At 45.3% G+C, this 16,644-nt stretch carries 19 protein-coding genes; all 19 read left to right on the top strand.

What is annotated here, in order from left to right:
* Positions 1-2: 2 nt before the first annotated feature.
* The 19 genes from CVD23_RS08840 to CVD23_RS08745 all read left to right on the top strand — a co-directional run bounded on the left by CVD23_RS08840 (position 3) and on the right by CVD23_RS08745 (position 16,639).
* Positions 3-392 carry an ATP synthase subunit I gene (locus CVD23_RS08840; protein WP_101576059.1) on the top strand — a complete coding sequence of 130 codons (390 nt, stop codon included), beginning with the start codon at positions 3-5 and terminating at the stop codon, positions 390-392.
* 6 nt (positions 393-398) lie between these two features.
* Positions 399-1,109: a F0F1 ATP synthase subunit A gene (gene atpB / locus CVD23_RS08835; RefSeq protein WP_101576058.1), complete on the top strand. Its 711-nt coding sequence runs from the start codon at positions 399-401 to the stop codon at positions 1,107-1,109.
* 76 nt (positions 1,110-1,185) lie between these two features.
* Positions 1,186-1,398: a F0F1 ATP synthase subunit C gene (atpE, locus tag CVD23_RS08830; RefSeq protein WP_023613579.1), complete on the top strand. Its 213-nt coding sequence runs from the start codon at positions 1,186-1,188 to the stop codon at positions 1,396-1,398.
* A 157-nt stretch (positions 1,399-1,555) separates the two neighbouring features.
* Positions 1,556-2,080, top strand: coding sequence for a F0F1 ATP synthase subunit B (locus tag CVD23_RS08825; RefSeq protein ID WP_101576057.1), 525 nt, complete (start codon positions 1,556-1,558; stop codon positions 2,078-2,080).
* Entirely contained in the window at positions 2,077-2,613 is a 537-nt protein-coding gene (locus CVD23_RS08820; RefSeq protein WP_101665791.1) for a F0F1 ATP synthase subunit delta, read from the top strand. The genes CVD23_RS08825 and CVD23_RS08820 overlap by 4 nt, the downstream gene beginning before the upstream one ends.
* 24 nt (positions 2,614-2,637) lie before the next feature.
* Complete coding sequence (gene atpA / locus CVD23_RS08815) at positions 2,638-4,146, top strand: F0F1 ATP synthase subunit alpha (protein WP_101665790.1); 1,509 nt, start codon at positions 2,638-2,640, stop codon at positions 4,144-4,146.
* A gap of 124 nt (positions 4,147-4,270) precedes the next feature.
* The gene (locus CVD23_RS08810; RefSeq protein ID WP_101665789.1) at positions 4,271-5,128 is read left to right on the top strand and encodes a F0F1 ATP synthase subunit gamma; all 858 of its coding nucleotides are present in this window, start codon (positions 4,271-4,273) and stop codon (positions 5,126-5,128) included.
* A gap of 120 nt (positions 5,129-5,248) precedes the next feature.
* On the top strand, positions 5,249-6,670 hold the full coding sequence (atpD, locus tag CVD23_RS08805) for a F0F1 ATP synthase subunit beta (protein ID WP_101665788.1): 1,422 nt from the start codon (positions 5,249-5,251) through the stop codon (positions 6,668-6,670).
* 22 nt (positions 6,671-6,692) lie between these two features.
* Positions 6,693-7,100 (top strand): F0F1 ATP synthase subunit epsilon, encoded by a 408-nt coding sequence (locus CVD23_RS08800; protein WP_101576052.1) that lies wholly within the window; start codon positions 6,693-6,695, stop codon positions 7,098-7,100.
* Between the two features lie 520 nt (positions 7,101-7,620).
* The gene (locus CVD23_RS08790; protein WP_101576078.1) at positions 7,621-7,995 is read left to right on the top strand and encodes an NADH-quinone oxidoreductase subunit A; all 375 of its coding nucleotides are present in this window, start codon (positions 7,621-7,623) and stop codon (positions 7,993-7,995) included.
* Positions 7,986-8,498 carry a NuoB/complex I 20 kDa subunit family protein gene (locus tag CVD23_RS08785; protein WP_125928316.1) on the top strand — a complete coding sequence of 171 codons (513 nt, stop codon included), beginning with the start codon at positions 7,986-7,988 and terminating at the stop codon, positions 8,496-8,498. Before CVD23_RS08790 ends, CVD23_RS08785 begins: the two co-directional genes overlap by 10 nt.
* 3 nt (positions 8,499-8,501) lie before the next feature.
* Positions 8,502-9,674: an NADH-quinone oxidoreductase subunit C gene (locus tag CVD23_RS08780; RefSeq protein WP_101665786.1), complete on the top strand. Its 1,173-nt coding sequence runs from the start codon at positions 8,502-8,504 to the stop codon at positions 9,672-9,674.
* Positions 9,675-9,677: 3 nt separating this feature from the next.
* Entirely contained in the window at positions 9,678-10,778 is a 1,101-nt protein-coding gene (locus CVD23_RS08775) for an NADH-quinone oxidoreductase subunit D (protein ID WP_101665785.1), read from the top strand.
* Entirely contained in the window at positions 10,778-11,788 is a 1,011-nt protein-coding gene (gene nuoH / locus CVD23_RS08770; RefSeq protein WP_101576047.1) for an NADH-quinone oxidoreductase subunit NuoH, read from the top strand. Before CVD23_RS08775 ends, nuoH begins: the two co-directional genes overlap by 1 nt.
* Positions 11,789-11,820: 32 nt before the next feature.
* Positions 11,821-12,240: an NADH-quinone oxidoreductase subunit NuoI gene (gene nuoI / locus CVD23_RS08765; RefSeq protein WP_101665784.1), complete on the top strand. Its 420-nt coding sequence runs from the start codon at positions 11,821-11,823 to the stop codon at positions 12,238-12,240.
* Positions 12,237-12,758 (top strand): NADH-quinone oxidoreductase subunit J, encoded by a 522-nt coding sequence (locus CVD23_RS08760; RefSeq protein ID WP_101576045.1) that lies wholly within the window; start codon positions 12,237-12,239, stop codon positions 12,756-12,758. The genes nuoI and CVD23_RS08760 overlap by 4 nt, the downstream gene beginning before the upstream one ends.
* Positions 12,755-13,069, top strand: coding sequence for an NADH-quinone oxidoreductase subunit NuoK (gene nuoK / locus CVD23_RS08755; RefSeq protein WP_101665783.1), 315 nt, complete (start codon positions 12,755-12,757; stop codon positions 13,067-13,069). The genes CVD23_RS08760 and nuoK overlap by 4 nt, the downstream gene beginning before the upstream one ends.
* Positions 13,070-13,268: 199 nt before the next feature.
* Positions 13,269-15,134, top strand: coding sequence for an NADH-quinone oxidoreductase subunit L (gene nuoL, locus CVD23_RS08750; protein WP_101665782.1), 1,866 nt, complete (start codon positions 13,269-13,271; stop codon positions 15,132-15,134).
* The gene (locus CVD23_RS08745; RefSeq protein WP_101665781.1) at positions 15,131-16,639 is read left to right on the top strand and encodes a complex I subunit 4 family protein; all 1,509 of its coding nucleotides are present in this window, start codon (positions 15,131-15,133) and stop codon (positions 16,637-16,639) included. The genes nuoL and CVD23_RS08745 overlap by 4 nt, the downstream gene beginning before the upstream one ends.
* The last annotated feature ends 5 nt before the right edge of the window (positions 16,640-16,644 follow it).

The following is a 16,644-nucleotide window of genomic DNA, read 5'->3' as shown; positions in this document are numbered from 1 at the left end:
CCATGCCGGAAATAAATGAAATGTTTTCCAGACAGCGTAAATACATATTTTATTTAATGGCTGTCTATATTCTCGGTTGGGGATTTACTTCTTATCAATCTATTTTTCTTGGATTGGCTTTCGGTACAAGCTTGAGCCTATATAATCTCTGGCTGATGGCAAGAAAAGTGCGGAAATTTGGCGATGCGATTTCAGAAGGAAAAAAAGTAGTCTCACTCGGCTCTTTTTCCCGGCTTGCATCTGCGGCGTTTGCCGTATTAATAGCACTGAGATATCCGGAGCACTTCCACCTTATCAGTGTAGTTGTGGGATTAATGACATCCTATTTTGTCATTATGATAGATTTTTTTCTTCATTCTTATCATTTACGTAAAAAGCGGGAAAAGAGGTGAATACTGTTGCATCACGAAGCTCCATTATATGAACTTATGGGACTAACCTTCAACTTGGCCAACGTGTTAATGATTACTGTTGCGAGTTTGATTGTGTTTATCATCGCTGTGCTTTCCACTCGTACTCTTGCCATGACGCCTACCGGTATACAAAACTTCATGGAATGGGTTATGGATTTTGTTAAAAACATTATTAATAGTACGATGGATTGGAAAACGGGCGGGCGGTTCCATGTTCTTGGAATCACGTTGCTTATGTATATCTTTGTTTCAAACATGGTGGGTCTGCCATTCTCGGTCGTCATCGACGGTGTATTATGGTGGAAATCGCCAACTGCCGACCCGGTCATAACACTAACGTTGGCGGTAATGGTAGTGGGCTTAACACACTATTATGGAATTAAGATGAAGGGTGCCAGGGAGTATGGCCGTGAATTTTTAAGGCCTATGCCTTTTTTATTCCCGCTAAAAATTATTGAAGAGTTTGCAAATACTCTGACGCTTGGTCTCCGTCTTTACGGAAACATTTTTGCCGGGGAAATTCTGCTCGGCTTATTGGCAGGCAGCCTTGCAACCGGAGTCGGCGGGCATTTAGCCGCTGTTATTCCAACGCTCGCATGGCAAGGATTCTCGATTTTTGTCGGTGGGATCCAGGCATTTATTTTCACAATGTTAACAATGGTTTATATGTCTCACAAAGTGAGCCATGACCATTAATATATACCCTGTCCTTTTTCTGGACAAAACATTTAAAACTATTATTTTTCGATACATTTAAAGGAGGAACATTAGAATGGGTCTTTTAGCAGCAGCAATAGCAATCGGTTTGGCAGCACTGGGTGCTGGTATTGGTAATGGTCTTATCGTATCTCGTACAGTAGAAGGTATCGCACGTCAACCGGAAGCTCGTGGTATGCTTCAAACTACTATGTTTATCGGGGTTGCGTTAGTTGAGGCGATTCCTATCATCGCGGTAGTTATTGCGTTCATGGTAATCGGCGGATAATGATCCGTTAACAATAAAGTTCAAAATGGCGAAGATCATTTAATGGAGCCTTCGCCATTCCTTTATGTCCAAGATCTCTGGAAATGAACAGATTTATATACAATTTAGGCACTTGTTTTTTCTTAACTGAACGACTCTTGAAGGGAGTGAATCGAGGGTGTTAACAAGCGGTTTTGTATTAGGTGCGGCTGCTCACGGCGGTCTTAACCTCGGGGACATTGTGTTCCAGTTATTGATGTTTATTATATTGTTAGCATTGCTTAAGAAATTTGCATGGGGTCCGCTGATGGGCATTATGCAGCAGCGTGAAGAGCATATTGCAAACGAAATTGAAGCGGCGGAACAAAGCCGTGCAGAATCAAACAAGCTGCTTGAAGAACAGCGCAGCCTGTTGAAAGAAGCTCGTACAGATGCACAAGGGCTTATTGAAAGCGCAAAAAAGCAAGGCGATGTTCAGCGTGAAGAGATTATTTCACTAGCGCGTACAGAAGCTGAACGCATTAAAGAAGCAGCAAAGATTGAAATTGAGCAGCAAAAAGAAAAGGCTGTTGCAGCTATTCGTCAGCAAGTGGCTTCCTTATCTGTTTTAATTGCCTCCAAAGTAATTGAAAAAGAATTAAGTGCTGAAGACCAGGAAAAGCTGATTAACGAATACATTCAAGAGGCAGGAGAAGAGCGATGAGCAACTCAACTGTAGCAAAACGTTACGCGTTGGCTCTTTTCCAGCTTGCAAAAGAACAACAGCTCCTTGACCAAATGGAACAAGAGCTTCGTGTAGTCAAAGAAGTTTTCAGCAATAACCAGGACTTAAATTCGGTTTTGAAGTCTCCAAAACTTCCTGTTGAAAAGAAGAAAGAGATTATAAAAGAAATATTTTCTACTGCAAATACGTACGTTTTAAATACACTTATGATATTGATTGACCGCCACCGCGAAGATCATGTCGCTGACGTGGCGAATTATTTTATCGGACTTGCTTATGACGAAAGAGGAGTTGCCGAAGCAAAGGTTTATTCCGTCCGCCCTTTAACAGAGGAGGAACGGGAAGCGATCTCTTCTTCATTTGCAGAAAAAGTCGGGAAAAAATCATTGCAAATTGAAAATATTGTTGATTCCAACCTGCTTGGCGGCATCAAGCTTCGAATCGGAAATCGAATTTTCGATGGCAGCTTGAAAGGCAAGCTGGAGCGTTTGGAACGTCAATTGTTAGGCTAAGATTCGTAGATAGGGGTGAAACTCATGAGCATCAATGCTGAAGAAATCAGTGCGCTGATAAAAAAGCAAATCGAAAACTATCAGACGGAAATTCATGTGAGTGATGTTGGTACGGTTATCCAAATTGGTGACGGTATCGCTCGTGCTCATGGCCTCGACAATGTCATGGCTGGAGAGCTTGTTGAATTTTCAAACGGCGTTATGGGTATGGCACAAAACCTTGAAGAAAACAACGTCGGTATCATTATTCTAGGACCATATACAGAAATTCGTGAAGGTGACGAGGTTCGCCGTACGGGCCGCATCATGGAGGTTCCGGTAGGTGAAGATTTAATCGGCCGCGTCGTGAACCCGCTCGGGCAGCCAGTGGATGGAATGGGTCCGATTAACACAACTAAAACACGTCCCATCGAGTCAGGAGCACCTGGTGTTATGGATCGTAAATCCGTACATGAGCCGCTGCAAACTGGAATTAAAGCGATCGATGCCCTCGTGCCAATTGGCCGCGGACAGCGTGAGCTTATTATCGGTGACCGTCAGACAGGTAAAACATCTGTTGCAATCGATACAATCCTGAACCAAAAAGACCAGGATATGATTTGTATTTACGTGGCAATCGGACAAAAAGAATCGACTGTACGTAATGCTGTTGAAACTTTGCGCAAGCAAGGTGCCCTCGATTACACAATCGTTGTGACTGCTTCCGCGTCACAGCCGGCTCCATTGTTATTCCTGGCTCCTTATGCAGGTGTTTCAATGGCCGAAGAATTTATGAACAATGGCAAGCACGTATTGGTGGTTTATGACGACTTAACAAAGCAAGCGGCAGCATACCGTGAGCTTTCATTGCTATTACGCCGTCCGCCAGGCCGTGAAGCTTATCCGGGGGATGTATTCTACTTGCACTCCCGCTTGCTGGAGCGCGCTGCCAAATTGAGCGACGCAAAAGGTGCCGGTTCGATCACAGCACTGCCATTTATCGAAACACAGGCAGGAGACGTTTCTGCCTATATTCCAACAAACGTTATCTCTATTACCGACGGACAAATTTTCCTTCAGTCTGACCTGTTCTTCTCGGGTGTACGCCCGGCGATCAATGCCGGTCTTTCTGTATCACGTGTAGGTGGATCAGCGCAAATCAAGGCAATGAAAAAGGTTGCCGGTACACTGCGTCTTGACCTTGCCTCATACCGTGAACTGGAAGCATTTGCCCAGTTCGGTTCCGATCTTGATAAAGCAACACAAGCAAAATTAAATCGCGGTGCCCGCACAGTTGAGGTTTTAAAACAGGATCTTAACAAGCCGTTAAAAGTTGAAAAGCAAGTAGCGATTCTTTATGCTCTTACACGCGGCTTCTTGGACGATATTCCTGTTCAGGATATTCGTCGTTTCGAATCTGAATTCCATTCATGGTTAGACCACAACCGCAAAGATTTGTTAGACCATATCGCAACAACAAAAGAACTTCCAGCTGATGACGATATGGCCGCTGCGATCAACGACTTCAAAAAAACATTCGCAGTATCCGAATAACGAGAATGTTAAAGGGTGAAAAAAGCTGCCAAGGCAATTTTCACCTGACCTTTTTAACAAACTCATACGCTTAAGATTCAAACGCTTTAGTCGGACATTCTTTGATAAAGGGTGGTGAGAACCTGTGGCATCATTACGCGATATAAAATCTCGGATTACTTCAACGAAGAAAACGAGCCAAATTACAAAAGCCATGCAAATGGTATCTGCGGCGAAAATGAACCGTGCGGAAATGAATGCAAAGGCATTTGTTCCCTATATGGAAAAAATCCAGGAAGTGACCGCATCAATAGCGATGGGAAGCAATGATGCTTCACATCCAATGCTGACGTCCCGTCCGGTTAAAAAGACAGGATACGTTGTGATTACCTCTGATCGCGGACTTGCCGGAGCTTATAACAGCAACATTTTACGCCATGTATTCCAAACGATTAAAAATCGCCATCAATCCGATGATGAATATGCGATCATTGCGATCGGCAGAGTCGGCCGCGACTTTTTTAAGAAGCGTGGGATGAATGTAATCCTCGACATTGTCGGGGTGGCAGATCAGCCGTCTTTTGCAGACATTAACGACATTACAAGCAAAACAGTCGGCATGTTTGCGGATGAAACATTTGATGAATTATATTTGTATTACAGCCATTATGTCAGCGCGATTCAACAGGATGTAACAGAGAAGAAACTTCTCCCGCTTTCCGATATTTCAACTTCTGCAAAGCTTACATCCTATGAGTTTGAACCATCCGCTGAAGATATTTTGGAAGTACTGCTGCCCCAGTACGCTGAAAGCTTGATTTACGGGGCGCTTTTAGACAGCAAAGCAAGTGAACATGCCGCAAGGATGACAGCGATGAAGAGTGCGACAGATAACGCCAATGAGCTGATTAGCTCACTCAGCCTCAGCTACAACCGTGCACGCCAGGCAGCAATCACGCAAGAAATTACCGAAATCGTCGGCGGTGCGGCAGCATTAGAATAGCCGTTTTGCAGGTGGGTGCTCTATTTTGCCCAAGCTTGGTTGACGATAAATAATAGAAACAGCATCGACTTCTGAAATCAGCTTTAAAATTGTCGATAGAGAACGATAGGAGGGAAATAGATGAACAAAGGACGCGTTCTTCAAGTTATGGGTCCGGTTGTTGACGTAAAGTTCGAAAGCGGTCAGCTTCCAGAGATTTATAATGCTTTAAAAGTTGTCAATGCAGCGCGCAGCGAATCCGAAGTTGACATCAACTTAACCCTTGAAGTAGCCCTTCACTTAGGTGATGATACAGTTCGTGCTATTGCCATGGCTTCTACTGATGGCTTAACACGCGGTGCAGAGGTATTGGATACTGGTGCGGCTATCTCCGTTCCTGTAGGAGACGTAACACTGGGACGTGTATTTAACGTATTGGGTGAATCGATTGATTTGGACGAGGAACTTCCTGAAGGTGTTCGCCGTGATTCAATCCACAGAGAAGCACCTAAATTTGAACAACTTTCCACAGAGGTTGAAATTCTTGAAACTGGAATTAAAGTAGTAGACCTTCTTGCTCCATATATTAAAGGTGGAAAAATTGGTCTATTTGGCGGAGCCGGTGTAGGTAAAACCGTTTTAATCCAGGAATTGATCAATAACATCGCTCAAGAACACGGCGGTATTTCTGTATTCGCCGGTGTAGGTGAGCGTACACGTGAAGGTAACGACCTTTATCATGAGATGACTGATTCAGGCGTTATCAAGAAAACAGCGATGGTTTTCGGCCAGATGAATGAACCGCCTGGTGCACGTATGCGTGTTGCCTTAACAGGTTTAACAATGGCTGAGTATTTCCGTGATGACCAGGGACAGGACGTTCTGTTCTTTATGGACAATATCTTCCGTTTTACGCAAGCAGGTTCTGAGGTTTCCGCGCTGCTTGGCCGTATGCCTTCTGCCGTTGGTTACCAGCCAACACTTGCTACCGAAATGGGTAGATTGCAGGAACGGATCACATCTACTAACGTAGGGTCTGTTACCTCCATCCAGGCAATATATGTTCCAGCCGATGACTATACGGATCCGGCTCCGGCAACAACTTTTGCCCACTTAGATGCAACAACAAACCTTGAGCGTAAGCTTTCTGAAATGGGTATTTACCCAGCGGTGGATCCGCTTGCTTCAACTTCCCGTGCCTTAACACCGGAAACGGTTGGTGAAGAGCATTATTCAGTCGCGCGCCAGGTGCAGCAAACATTACAGCGTTATAAAGAATTACAGGATATCATTGCGATCCTTGGTATGGATGAGCTTTCTGACGAAGATAAGCTTATCGTACACCGTGCCCGCCGTATCCAGTTCTTCTTATCACAAAACTTCCACGTTGCTGAACAGTTTACTGGACAGCCAGGTTCATACGTACCTGTAAAAGAAACAGTAAAAGGCTTCAAGGAAATCCTTGAAGGTAAATATGACCATCTTCCAGAAGATGCATTCCGACTCGTCGGTAAAATTGAAGACGTTATTGAGAATGCAAAAAGTATGGGTGTAGAGGTCTAATCACGGACCAGGAGGGTAAAAAATGAAGACGATTAAAGTCAGTGTTGTTACTCCCGATGGACCGGTGTATGAATCAGATGTGGAAATGGTAAGTACAAAGGCTCAAAGCGGTGAGCTCGGTATTCTGCCCGGCCACATTCCTATGGTTGCACCGTTGCAAATTGGTGCTGTTCGATTAAAAAACAGCGGAAAAACGGATTTCGTGGCAGTGAGCGGCGGTTTTCTCGAAGTGCGCCCTGACCAGGTAACGATCCTTGCCCAGTCTGCTGAATCATCCTCAGAGATTGACATCGATCGTGCTGTCAGAGCGAAGCAACGCGCCGAAGAACGTCTGCATTCTCAAAAGCGGGAAGATGTAGACTTTAGACGTGCCGAGCTTGCTCTCCAGCGTGCAATTAACCGTATATCTGTTGCGGAAAGAAAAATATAAAAATCAAAGTAGTGCCCCAAAAGAATTCTTTTTGGGGCACTTTTTTGATTTTTCATGAACCTCTTATAATTTTCCTAAAAATAAATCCTCTTCTACACGCCAAACTGCAGTCACGGAAACCCGAAAAATTATTTAAGCGAAACACCATATTGGGGTTCAAAATTTTAACTTCGCTTATTTTTATGAATCCTGCCCTGCAATCTTTCATAAATATATATAAGGCAAGCTTTAAGTTTCACACAAAAGTTCATAAAAGAAGAAATTGTGTTAAAAATCTCACTTACATGCTTGATTTTTTCATTTTTAATGGAGTATGAGAGTTAGTCAATTTTTGGTGTAGTTTGTATTTTTAGCGGGATTTTTCGGCTGTCGCTGAATCGATGCGAAGGCATGTTTTACAGGGCGGGAGAAATTCCAATATATAGGTAGAGCCTTGTCGACACGTATTTGGAAGAGTGCTATAATGGTATCGGTTACAAGTTTAAATGTTGTGAATATTTTTGGCGTTAGGGGGGAAGGCATGGAGCTTTTGAACTTGTATCAGAATAATTATTTAATTGTTTTCGTGTTTCTCTGTCTCGGCGTGCTGTTGCCGGTCGTGGCGATTACCTTTGGAAGGTTTTTGCGGCCTTTTAAGCCGATGGACACGAAATACACCACATATGAGAGCGGTATTGAGCCATTCCACGACTCAAGGGTGCAGTTCAATGTCCGCTATTATATTTTTGGTTTGATGTTTGTGATTTTTGATGTCGAGACAGTTTTTCTTTATCCTTGGGCAGTAGCTTATGAAAAGCTTGGTATTTTTGCTTTGATTGAGATGCTGATTTTTGTGTTTATGCTCGTTATTGGCCTTGTGTACGCATGGAAGAAGAAGGTGCTGAAATGGATTTAAAATTGGACAACATTACACCAGAGGAAATGGAAGAGCTAAAGCGGAATGTTTTTTTATCGACGCTGGAACAGATTAAAGCATGGGCACGGAGTAATTCGTTGTGGCCGATGACGTTTGGATTGGCCTGTTGCGCGATTGAAATGATGGGAGTAGGTTCTTCTCATTATGACCTGGATCGTTTCGGGTCCTTTTTTCGCACCTCGCCGCGCCAGTCAGATGTGATGATCGTATCCGGAACCGTCACGAAGAAAATGGCCCCGATTGTCCGCCGCTTGTATGATCAAATGCCTGAACCAAAATGGGTAATTGCAATGGGATCCTGCGCCACTGCCGGAGGACCTTACGTAAGATCGTACGCGGTTGTAAAAGGGGTTGACCAAATTGTGCCTGTTGATGTTTACATACCCGGCTGTCCGCCGAATCCTGCTGCACTCATTTACGGAATTAATAAATTAAGAGAAAAAATCCGTTACGAGGCGAAAACCGGGAAGAAGGTGATCTAGTCGATGAGCGGGGAAAAAGATCTTGAACAATTAAAGAAAGAAGCGGCAGAAAAAGCGAAAGAGCTTGCCAGGCAACGGTTAGCTGAAAGGAAAGCGGCCGCTGTGAAGCCTGAAACACAGGTTTCTTCACCAAAACCGTCAGCACCAGCGCCAGAAGAGCAACCATCTGCAGTACCTCAAGATGAAGATATGGACCTTGAGAAGCGCAAGGCAGCAGCTGCAGCAAAGGCTAAAGCCGCCGCTTTAGCGAAAATGAAAGCGAAGCAGCAAGCAGAAGAAACCAAGACAGCTTCGCAAGCACAACAGTTAACAACACCAGCACCGGAGGGGAAATCGACAGCAACGGCTTCCGGGGATGAGGGAGATGACCTGGCGAAGCGTAAAGCGGCCGCCGTGGCCAAGGCGAAAGCGGCAGCCGCAGCAAAAAAGAAAGCAATGGAACACGCCGGGGGCGCAAGCGACGCGGCCAGTGACGATAAGGCGAAAGCCATCGCAGCAGCCAAGGCGAAAGCCGCTGCGGCAGCGAAAGCAAAGGCGGCCGCACAGGCCAAACAGGCTGGCACTGCAACAGGTGATGATGAAAAAGCCAAAGCGATTGCGGCCGCAAAGGCAAAAGCGGCAGCAGCAGCCAAAGCGAAAGCCACAGCATCTGGCAATGGCGGAAGCGAATTGGAACAAGCCGTCGAAGCGGCACCATCTCAAAACCAGCCGTTCCTTGATAAATACGTGAAGGTGATTGAAGAACATCTTGGAAATGGTGTTTTAGAAGAATACTATATAAATAAACTTTCAAAAGATGTGCCAACTCTTGTCGCCAATAAAGATACATATTTTAGAGTAGCTGAATTTTTAAAATACAATGAACAGCTTGGCTTCGATTACTTATCAGAACTGCATGGCACAGATTTTGAAACACATATGGAAGTGTATGCTCATCTATACTCATACAAAAATCGCCAGTCAGTTGCATTGAAGGTGAAAATTGATCGTGACACACCGGCTATTCAATCGCTGCAGCCACTTTGGGCCGGGGCGAACTGGCCTGAGTGTGAAGCGTATGATCTACTGGGGATTCAATTTATTGGCCACCCGAATCTGCATCGGATCATGCTTGGTGATGATTGGGTCGGCCATCCGCTTAGAAAAGATTACGAACCGTATGATGTGGAGGTATAACTCATGATACGCACAGAAGAAATGCTGCTTAATGTAGGACCTCAGCATCCAAGTACACACGGTGTTTTTCGGCTTGTCATAAAAATTGACGGTGAAATCATTACTGAAGCGAAGCCGGTAATCGGCTATCTGCACCGAGGTACCGAAAAGCTGGCTGAGGACCTTCAATACACACAAATCATCCCCTATACGGACCGATTGGATTATCTGTCGGCAATGACGAACAACTATGTCCTTTGCCATGCTGTCGAGACGATGATGGACCTGGAAATACCTGAACGTGCCGAGTACTTGCGCGTGATCGCAATGGAACTGGGAAGAGTGGCAAGCCACTTGGTCTGGTGGGGAACATTTTTATTGGATATCGGCGCCGTCAGCCCGTTTCTCTATGCATTCCGCGAGCGCGAAATGATCATTAACATGTTAAATGAATTATCTGGTGCCCGATTGACCTTTAATTATATGCGTGTCGGAGGGGTGAAATGGGATGCACCTGAAGGCTGGATCGAAAAGGTCGGCGATTTCATCCCATACATGCGTGAACAGCTCAAAGGCTATCACCAGCTTGTAACCGGGAATGAAATTTTCTTGAACCGTGTAAAAGGTGTCGGAACGTACACGAAGGAAGATGCCTTAAATTATTCCTTAAGCGGGGCAAACTTGCGTTGTACGGGTGTGAAATGGGATTTGCGCAAGGATGAACCATACTCTATTTATGACCGCTTTAATTTTGATGTTCCTGTCCAGAAGGGTGGAGACGCGTGGGCTCGCTACCAAGTCCGGTTAGCCGAACTTGAAGAGTCATTAAAAATTCTTGAGCAGGCGGTTGAACAATTTCCACATGAGGGAGAAATCATCGCGAAGGTGCCGAAGATTGTCAAGGTGCCAAAAGGGGAAGCTTTTGTGCGGATTGAATCACCGCGTGGTGAGATCGGCTGCTATATTGCCAGTGACGGTAAAAAAGAGCCTTACCGATTAAAATTCAGAAGACCGTCTTTTTATAACCTGCAAATTCTCCCTAAATTGTTAGAAGGTGAAAATATCGCAAACTTGATTGCGATATTAGGAGCAATTGATATTGTTCTCGGGGAGGTGGACGGCTAATGGTAGAGGATCTATTATATTCAACCCCTGGCCTGGCCAATTTTGGGATATTCTTTTTACTCGCAACCGCTTTACTGTTTGTTGTTTTAGGCTTCGTTACATATGCGATTCTTGCGGAGCGGAAGGTAATGGGGTTTATGCAGCTGCGCCATGGCCCAAACCAGGTCGGCGGCCGCTGGGGGCTGCTCCAGACAGTGGCCGATGTTTTAAAGCTGCTTCTTAAAGAGGATACGATTCCAAAGCTTGCTGATCGGCCATTGTTTATTTTGGCTCCTGTCATTGCCTTTGCACCGGCGTTTATGGTGCTGGCGACGATTCCGTTTACCGACCGGCTCCAATTTGCTGATCTAGGTGTTGGCCTCCTCTATTATATTGCGATTTCAGGCTTAACGACGATCGGGATCGTAACCGGGGGATGGGCTTCCAATAACAAGTATGCCCTGCTCGGCGGAATGCGTGCTGCTGCACAGATGATCTCCTATGAGATTCCGCTTGTCATGTCAGTACTCGGAATCATTTTGTTATCAGGCAGCTTAAACTTAAATGATATTGTTGCCACACAGGCGGAACATGGCTGGTTCATTATATGGCAGCCGATTGCGTTTATTATCTTTTTGATTGCGTCTGTTGCTGAATTAAACAGGGCACCGTTCGATTTACCCGAGGCAGAATCAGAGCTGGTTGCCGGTTTCCATGTCGAATATTCCGGATTCCGCTGGGCGTTTTATATGCTTGCCGAATACGTGTATTTCTTTGCGATGGCGTCATTGACAACAGTGCTGTTTCTGGGTGGATGGCTGCCGCTGCCATTCCTTGATTTTATTCCAGGTGCTGTCTGGTTTGCATTGAAATTCAGCCTTGTCGTTTTTATATTAGTTTGGTTCCGCGTAACCTTTCCGCGTATTCGTGCCGACCAATTAATGGAGTTCGGCTGGAAGGTGCTGCTGCCGATTGCTCTCGCCAATATTTTCTTGACGGCGATCATCAAAGAAGTGTTCAACTTGTTCTAAAATAGCCTATTTTAACCGCAAGGGGTGAAAACATGCTTGGATTAGCGAAAGGTTTAAAATATACCCTGAAAAATATGACGCGCAGTAAAGTGACCTATGATTATCCAAATGAGCCGATTCCGCTCCCTGACCGGTTTCGCGGGGTTCAAAAATTTTATCCGGAAAAGTGCATCGTTTGTAACCAGTGCGCTGCCATCTGTCCAACCGATTGTATCCAGCTCACGGGTAAAAAACATCCTGACCCTGCGAAAAAAGGGAAGATCATTGACACATATGATATCAACTTTGAAATTTGTATTTTGTGTGATCTGTGCACCGAGGTCTGCCCGACTGAGGCAATTATCATGACCAATAATTTTGAGTTGGCGGAGTACAGCCGTGATGAGCTTTTCAAAAACCTTGAATGGCTGGATGAGAACGATGAAAACAAACGGCAGGTGAATAAAGCATGACGTTATCAGGCGAATTAATTGCGTTTATGTGTCTTGCGATCGTGGCGGTGATCGGCGGCGTGCTCTTATTAAACCTTTCCAAAGTCGTTCATATGGTCATTGCGCTCGTTTTTACATTTATCAGTATCGCCGGCATTTATATTCTGCTGTCTGCTGAATTTCTGGCCGTTGTCCAAATCTTGATTTATTCAGGTGCCGTTACGATTATTATGCTATTCGGGATTATGCTGACGCGCCATAATGACACGAGTGAAGCAAAAACGGGGAAATGGCGCAAGCTGCTTTTACTGGCAGCTGTTCTCGGCTTCGCATTTGCCGTCTATATTGGAATCTACAATCTTGAGCTTCCTGCGGCAGAAAACACGCTCCACGAAAACAATACGGAACAGATCGGGATTGCGTTGTATTCTAAATTTATTATTCCGTTTGAACTGACTTCCGTCGTTCTGCTCGTTGCGTTGGTTGGCGCGATTGTTCTCGCCAGAAAAGATGATCTGAAGGAGGAGGGGAAGGAATGAGCCATGTTCCTGTTTCAGCTTACCTGGCCCTTGCCTTAATTTTATTCTGCATCGGCTTGTATGGAGCTTTAACAAAGCGCAATACAGTCATTATCCTGATTTCGATTGAGCTAATGCTGAATGCGGTCAATATCAACCTGGTGGCTTTCAGCAAATACGGGGTGGCGCCATCCATTGACGGGCAAATCTTTGCTTTGTTCGGAATTACGGTTGCGGCGGCTGAAGCTGCTGTCGGCCTTGCGATATTAATCGCATTATATCGTAATCGTAAGACAGTTAACTCGGATGAAATGAATATTTTAAATCATTGACCATTTGTAATAGCGACACGCACGGATTGAAAGAGAGAAAAGGTTCCGAAATTTTTTTAGGAATCTAAAGACGCCATCCTTCTGATTGGAGGTTTCGTCTGTTAGACCCGTACAATGCGGGTCCAATCAAACGCGCTGAACTGGACCAGGCAGCCTTGCGTGGCACCTGCGCGTTCTAAAAAAGGGGATTGTGATAGAGATGGAGAGTGCTTGGATCATACCGCTTTTCCCGCTTTTATCGTTTGTAATCCTTCTTCTATTTGGCAAACGGCTCAAAGAAGCAAGTGCATATGTAGGGATTTTGCTGACTTTAGCTTCTTTTGTCTATTCTCTGTTGGTATTGTTTGAACGTTTTACATCACCGACATATAAGACAGAAGCCGTCTGGCTCACGATAGGAGATGTTCAACTAACAGCGGGGATTGAAGTCAATCAATTAAATGCATTGATGCTGATTATTGTATCGCTCGTCAGTTTAATAGTACATACATATTCAAAAGGTTATATGCATGGTGATGAGCGGCTTTCAGTTTTTTACGCTTATTTAGGATTATTTACATTTGCAATGCTTGGCCTTGTTTTATCACCGAACCTTTTACAAACTTATATTTTCTGGGAGCTTGTTGGTGTCGGTTCCTTCCTGTTAATCGGGTTTTACTTTTATAAAGATGAAGCCAGGCACGCCGCTAAAAAAGCGTTTGTTATGACACGAGTCGGCGATGTCGGCCTCTTTATCGGGATGATCCTGTTATTCTGGCAGGTTGGCAGCTTTGAGTATGATGAAATTTTCAGGGCGGTTGACGAAGGAATTATTTCCGAAGGAATGATTACGCTGACTGCGATTCTCGTCTTTATCGGGGCAGTCGGAAAATCGGGTCAATTCCCGCTTCATACATGGCTCCCGGACGCGATGGAAGGGCCGACTCCTGTTTCCGCCCTTATTCACGCAGCGACAATGGTTGCGGCCGGTGTCTACTTAGTAGCCGCGCTCTTTCCGCTTTTTACAGCGAGTGAAACGGCGTTAATGACGGTGGCGGTGATTGGAGCATTCACAGCGATTTTTGCGGCAAGCATCGGCCTTGTCCAAAAGGATATTAAAAGGGTGCTCGCCTATTCCACGGTCAGCCAGCTTGGTTACATGATGCTGGCATTAGGATCTGCCGGGTATGTTGCCGGTGTTTTTCACTTAATGACCCACGCCTTTTTTAAAGCCTTGCTCTTCCTTGCGGCTGGAAGCGTGATCCATGCTGTCCATACGCAGGACATTGAACAAATGGGCGGCTTATGGAAAAAGCTGCGCCTGACCGGACCGTTATTTCTAATCGGGACTCTTGCAATAAGTGGTGTACCGTTATTTTCCGGATTTTTCAGCAAGGACGAGATTTTAATTGCGGCATGGGCCCACGGGAATACTGCATTGTTCTGGCTTGCCGTGGCAGCAGCGTTTTTTACAGCTTTCTATATGTTCCGGCTCTTTTTTATGGTATTTAGCGGAGAAGCGCGTTCCGATATGGGAAAAGTCCATGAATCGCCTGCGGTGATGACTTTTCCGATGATCGTTTTAGGTGTACTCGCGGTTGTGGCCGGCTATGTCAATACCCCTTGGTTTGGAACCTTTTTGGGTGATTGGCTGACGAAGGGAAATGAAGCACTTGGCCACGGCCACATTGAAGGCCCGGCCTGGATCATGATCGTGGCGACCGTTGTTTCTTTGCTGGGAATCCTGCTCGCCTGGCTTATTTATGGCAAAGGCTCGCTTTCAAGGGAAGTGTTTAGCAGCCGGATGCCAATGGCCTATAACATCCTCTACAACAAATATTATATTGATGAGTTTTACCAGCTCGCCTTTGTGAATGGCGCCAAGAGCATAAGCTACTTTCTCCGTTACATTGAAGAGTTTTTAGTCGAGGGAATTATCAAGGGAATCACCACGTTCGTCCAGGCTTTAGGAAAACTGGGAGCAAAACTTCAGGATGGCCAGGTGCAAACGTACGGAACAGTTGCCTTTTTCGGTCTCGCCTTGCTGGTGGTCATCTTTGCTTTAACAGGGGGGTATTTCGGATGAACAGCAGCTATCTTTTAACCGCATTAGTATTCTCCCCCTTGCTTGGTATTCTTGTGCTCGCCTTTCTGCCAAAAGCAAAGGAAACGATGATTAAGACGATCGGCTTTATCGCAACACTGCCTGCGCTTATCCTCGCTTTGGTTGCTTATTTCCAATACCGGGGCGGGGCAGATTTGGACCGTTTTTCGGTTGAGCTTCCATGGATCAAATTTGCAAACCTGCCGGACGAGTATTTATATGCAATCTTTTACGAGCTCGGTGTAGACGGTTTTTCCTTAATCATGATTGTGTTAACTGCCATACTGTCAACACTGGCAGCGATTGCCTCCATTCATATTAAGAAAGAATGGAAAGGCTATTTCATGCTGTTTTTGCTTTTGCAAACGGGAATGCTCGGTGTATTTGCCGCTGAAAACCTGGTTTTGTTCTTTATCTTTTTTGAGATTACGTTAATCCCAATGTTCTTTTTAATTGGGAAGTGGGGTTATTTTGAAAAAGAAAAAGCGGCATTCAGCTTCCTTGTCTATAACGGGTTGGGGTCGGCTGTCCTGCTGATCGTCATTATGGTTCTGTTTGCAAAAACGGGTACAGCCAATATTGATCTGCTCTCACAGCTATTAGATGCGGACGGACCACAGTCACTTTTGTCTGAGCCGCTGAAATTCGGCTTGCTGATTTCGCTTATTGTCGCTTTTGGCGTCAAGCTGCCGATTTTTCCTTTGCACAGCTGGATGCTGAAGGTGCACGTTGAGGCGCCGCCATCAATTGTAATGCTGCACTCCGGGATATTATTAAAGATTGGTGCATTCGGTCTGATCCGTTTTGGGATGGGGATTTTTCCAGAACAGTTTTTGCAGCTTGCTCCGGTGTTGGCGGTCCTTGGTGTCATTAACCTGCTTTACGGGGCGTTCCTGGCCTTAATTCAAAAGGATTTCAAAATGGTGCTTGCTTACTCCTCCATTTCGCATATGGGGATCGTCTTAATTGGATTGGGGGCAGCTAATGAGGCAGGCATTCAGGGAGCGATTTTCCAGGTTGTCTCCCATGGATTAATCTCCGCATTGCTGTTCTTCCTTGTCAGTATCTTTTATGAGCGTCTGCAAACCTCCCATCTTGACAACCTTGGCGGGCTTGCAAAGGGAATGCCGCTCACGGCAGGCTTTTTAATGGCCGGGGCAATGGCTTCGCTCGGCCTGCCGGGAATGTCCGGCTTCATAAGTGAGTTCATGGCATTTCTCGGCCTGTTTGAAACAAATCCAATTTTAGCGGCGGTCGGGACAATCGGGATCATCATGACAGCTGTTTATCTATTAAGGGCAGTTCTTTCGATCACATTTGGAAAAGCACACCGGGAGTTTGCCGGAGTTCCCGATTTGCGAACGGTTGAAATGGTGCCAGTCTTAACGCTGATCGGTTTAATCATTTTAATTGGAGTGTACCCGGCTGTTCTCGGCGGGGCACTGGAGACAACAATAGAGACGATCATGCTGGGGATAGGAGGCTGATGAAG

The organism is Bacillus sp. V33-4 (assembly GCF_002860225.1).
Taxonomy (GTDB): Bacteria; Bacillota; Bacilli; order Bacillales; family Cytobacillaceae; genus Bacillus_BJ; species Bacillus_BJ canaveralius.
Note: the sequence above shows the minus strand (reverse complement) of the source record. Positions and strands in the feature narration are given on the sequence as shown.

Excerpts from the sequence above, each read along its gene's own strand:
- CVD23_RS08840 (WP_101576059.1), top strand. The coding sequence starts at position 3 with ATGCCGGAAATAAATGAAATGTTTTCCAGACAGCGTAAATACATATTT.
- atpE (WP_023613579.1), top strand. The coding sequence starts at position 1,186 with ATGGGTCTTTTAGCAGCAGCAATAGCAATCGGTTTGGCAGCACTGGGT.
- CVD23_RS08820 (WP_101665791.1), top strand. The coding sequence starts at position 2,077 with ATGAGCAACTCAACTGTAGCAAAACGTTACGCGTTGGCTCTTTTCCAG.
- atpA (WP_101665790.1), top strand. The coding sequence starts at position 2,638 with ATGAGCATCAATGCTGAAGAAATCAGTGCGCTGATAAAAAAGCAAATC.
- atpD (WP_101665788.1), top strand. The coding sequence starts at position 5,249 with ATGAACAAAGGACGCGTTCTTCAAGTTATGGGTCCGGTTGTTGACGTA.
- CVD23_RS08800 (WP_101576052.1), top strand. The coding sequence starts at position 6,693 with ATGAAGACGATTAAAGTCAGTGTTGTTACTCCCGATGGACCGGTGTAT.
- CVD23_RS08790 (WP_101576078.1), top strand. The coding sequence starts at position 7,621 with ATGGAGCTTTTGAACTTGTATCAGAATAATTATTTAATTGTTTTCGTG.
- CVD23_RS08785 (WP_125928316.1), top strand. The coding sequence starts at position 7,986 with ATGGATTTAAAATTGGACAACATTACACCAGAGGAAATGGAAGAGCTA.
- CVD23_RS08780 (WP_101665786.1), top strand. The coding sequence starts at position 8,502 with ATGAGCGGGGAAAAAGATCTTGAACAATTAAAGAAAGAAGCGGCAGAA.
- CVD23_RS08775 (WP_101665785.1), top strand. The coding sequence starts at position 9,678 with ATGATACGCACAGAAGAAATGCTGCTTAATGTAGGACCTCAGCATCCA.
- nuoH (WP_101576047.1), top strand. The coding sequence starts at position 10,778 with ATGGTAGAGGATCTATTATATTCAACCCCTGGCCTGGCCAATTTTGGG.
- nuoI (WP_101665784.1), top strand. The coding sequence starts at position 11,821 with ATGCTTGGATTAGCGAAAGGTTTAAAATATACCCTGAAAAATATGACG.
- CVD23_RS08760 (WP_101576045.1), top strand. The coding sequence starts at position 12,237 with ATGACGTTATCAGGCGAATTAATTGCGTTTATGTGTCTTGCGATCGTG.
- nuoK (WP_101665783.1), top strand. The coding sequence starts at position 12,755 with ATGAGCCATGTTCCTGTTTCAGCTTACCTGGCCCTTGCCTTAATTTTA.
- nuoL (WP_101665782.1), top strand. The coding sequence starts at position 13,269 with ATGGAGAGTGCTTGGATCATACCGCTTTTCCCGCTTTTATCGTTTGTA.
- CVD23_RS08745 (WP_101665781.1), top strand. The coding sequence starts at position 15,131 with ATGAACAGCAGCTATCTTTTAACCGCATTAGTATTCTCCCCCTTGCTT.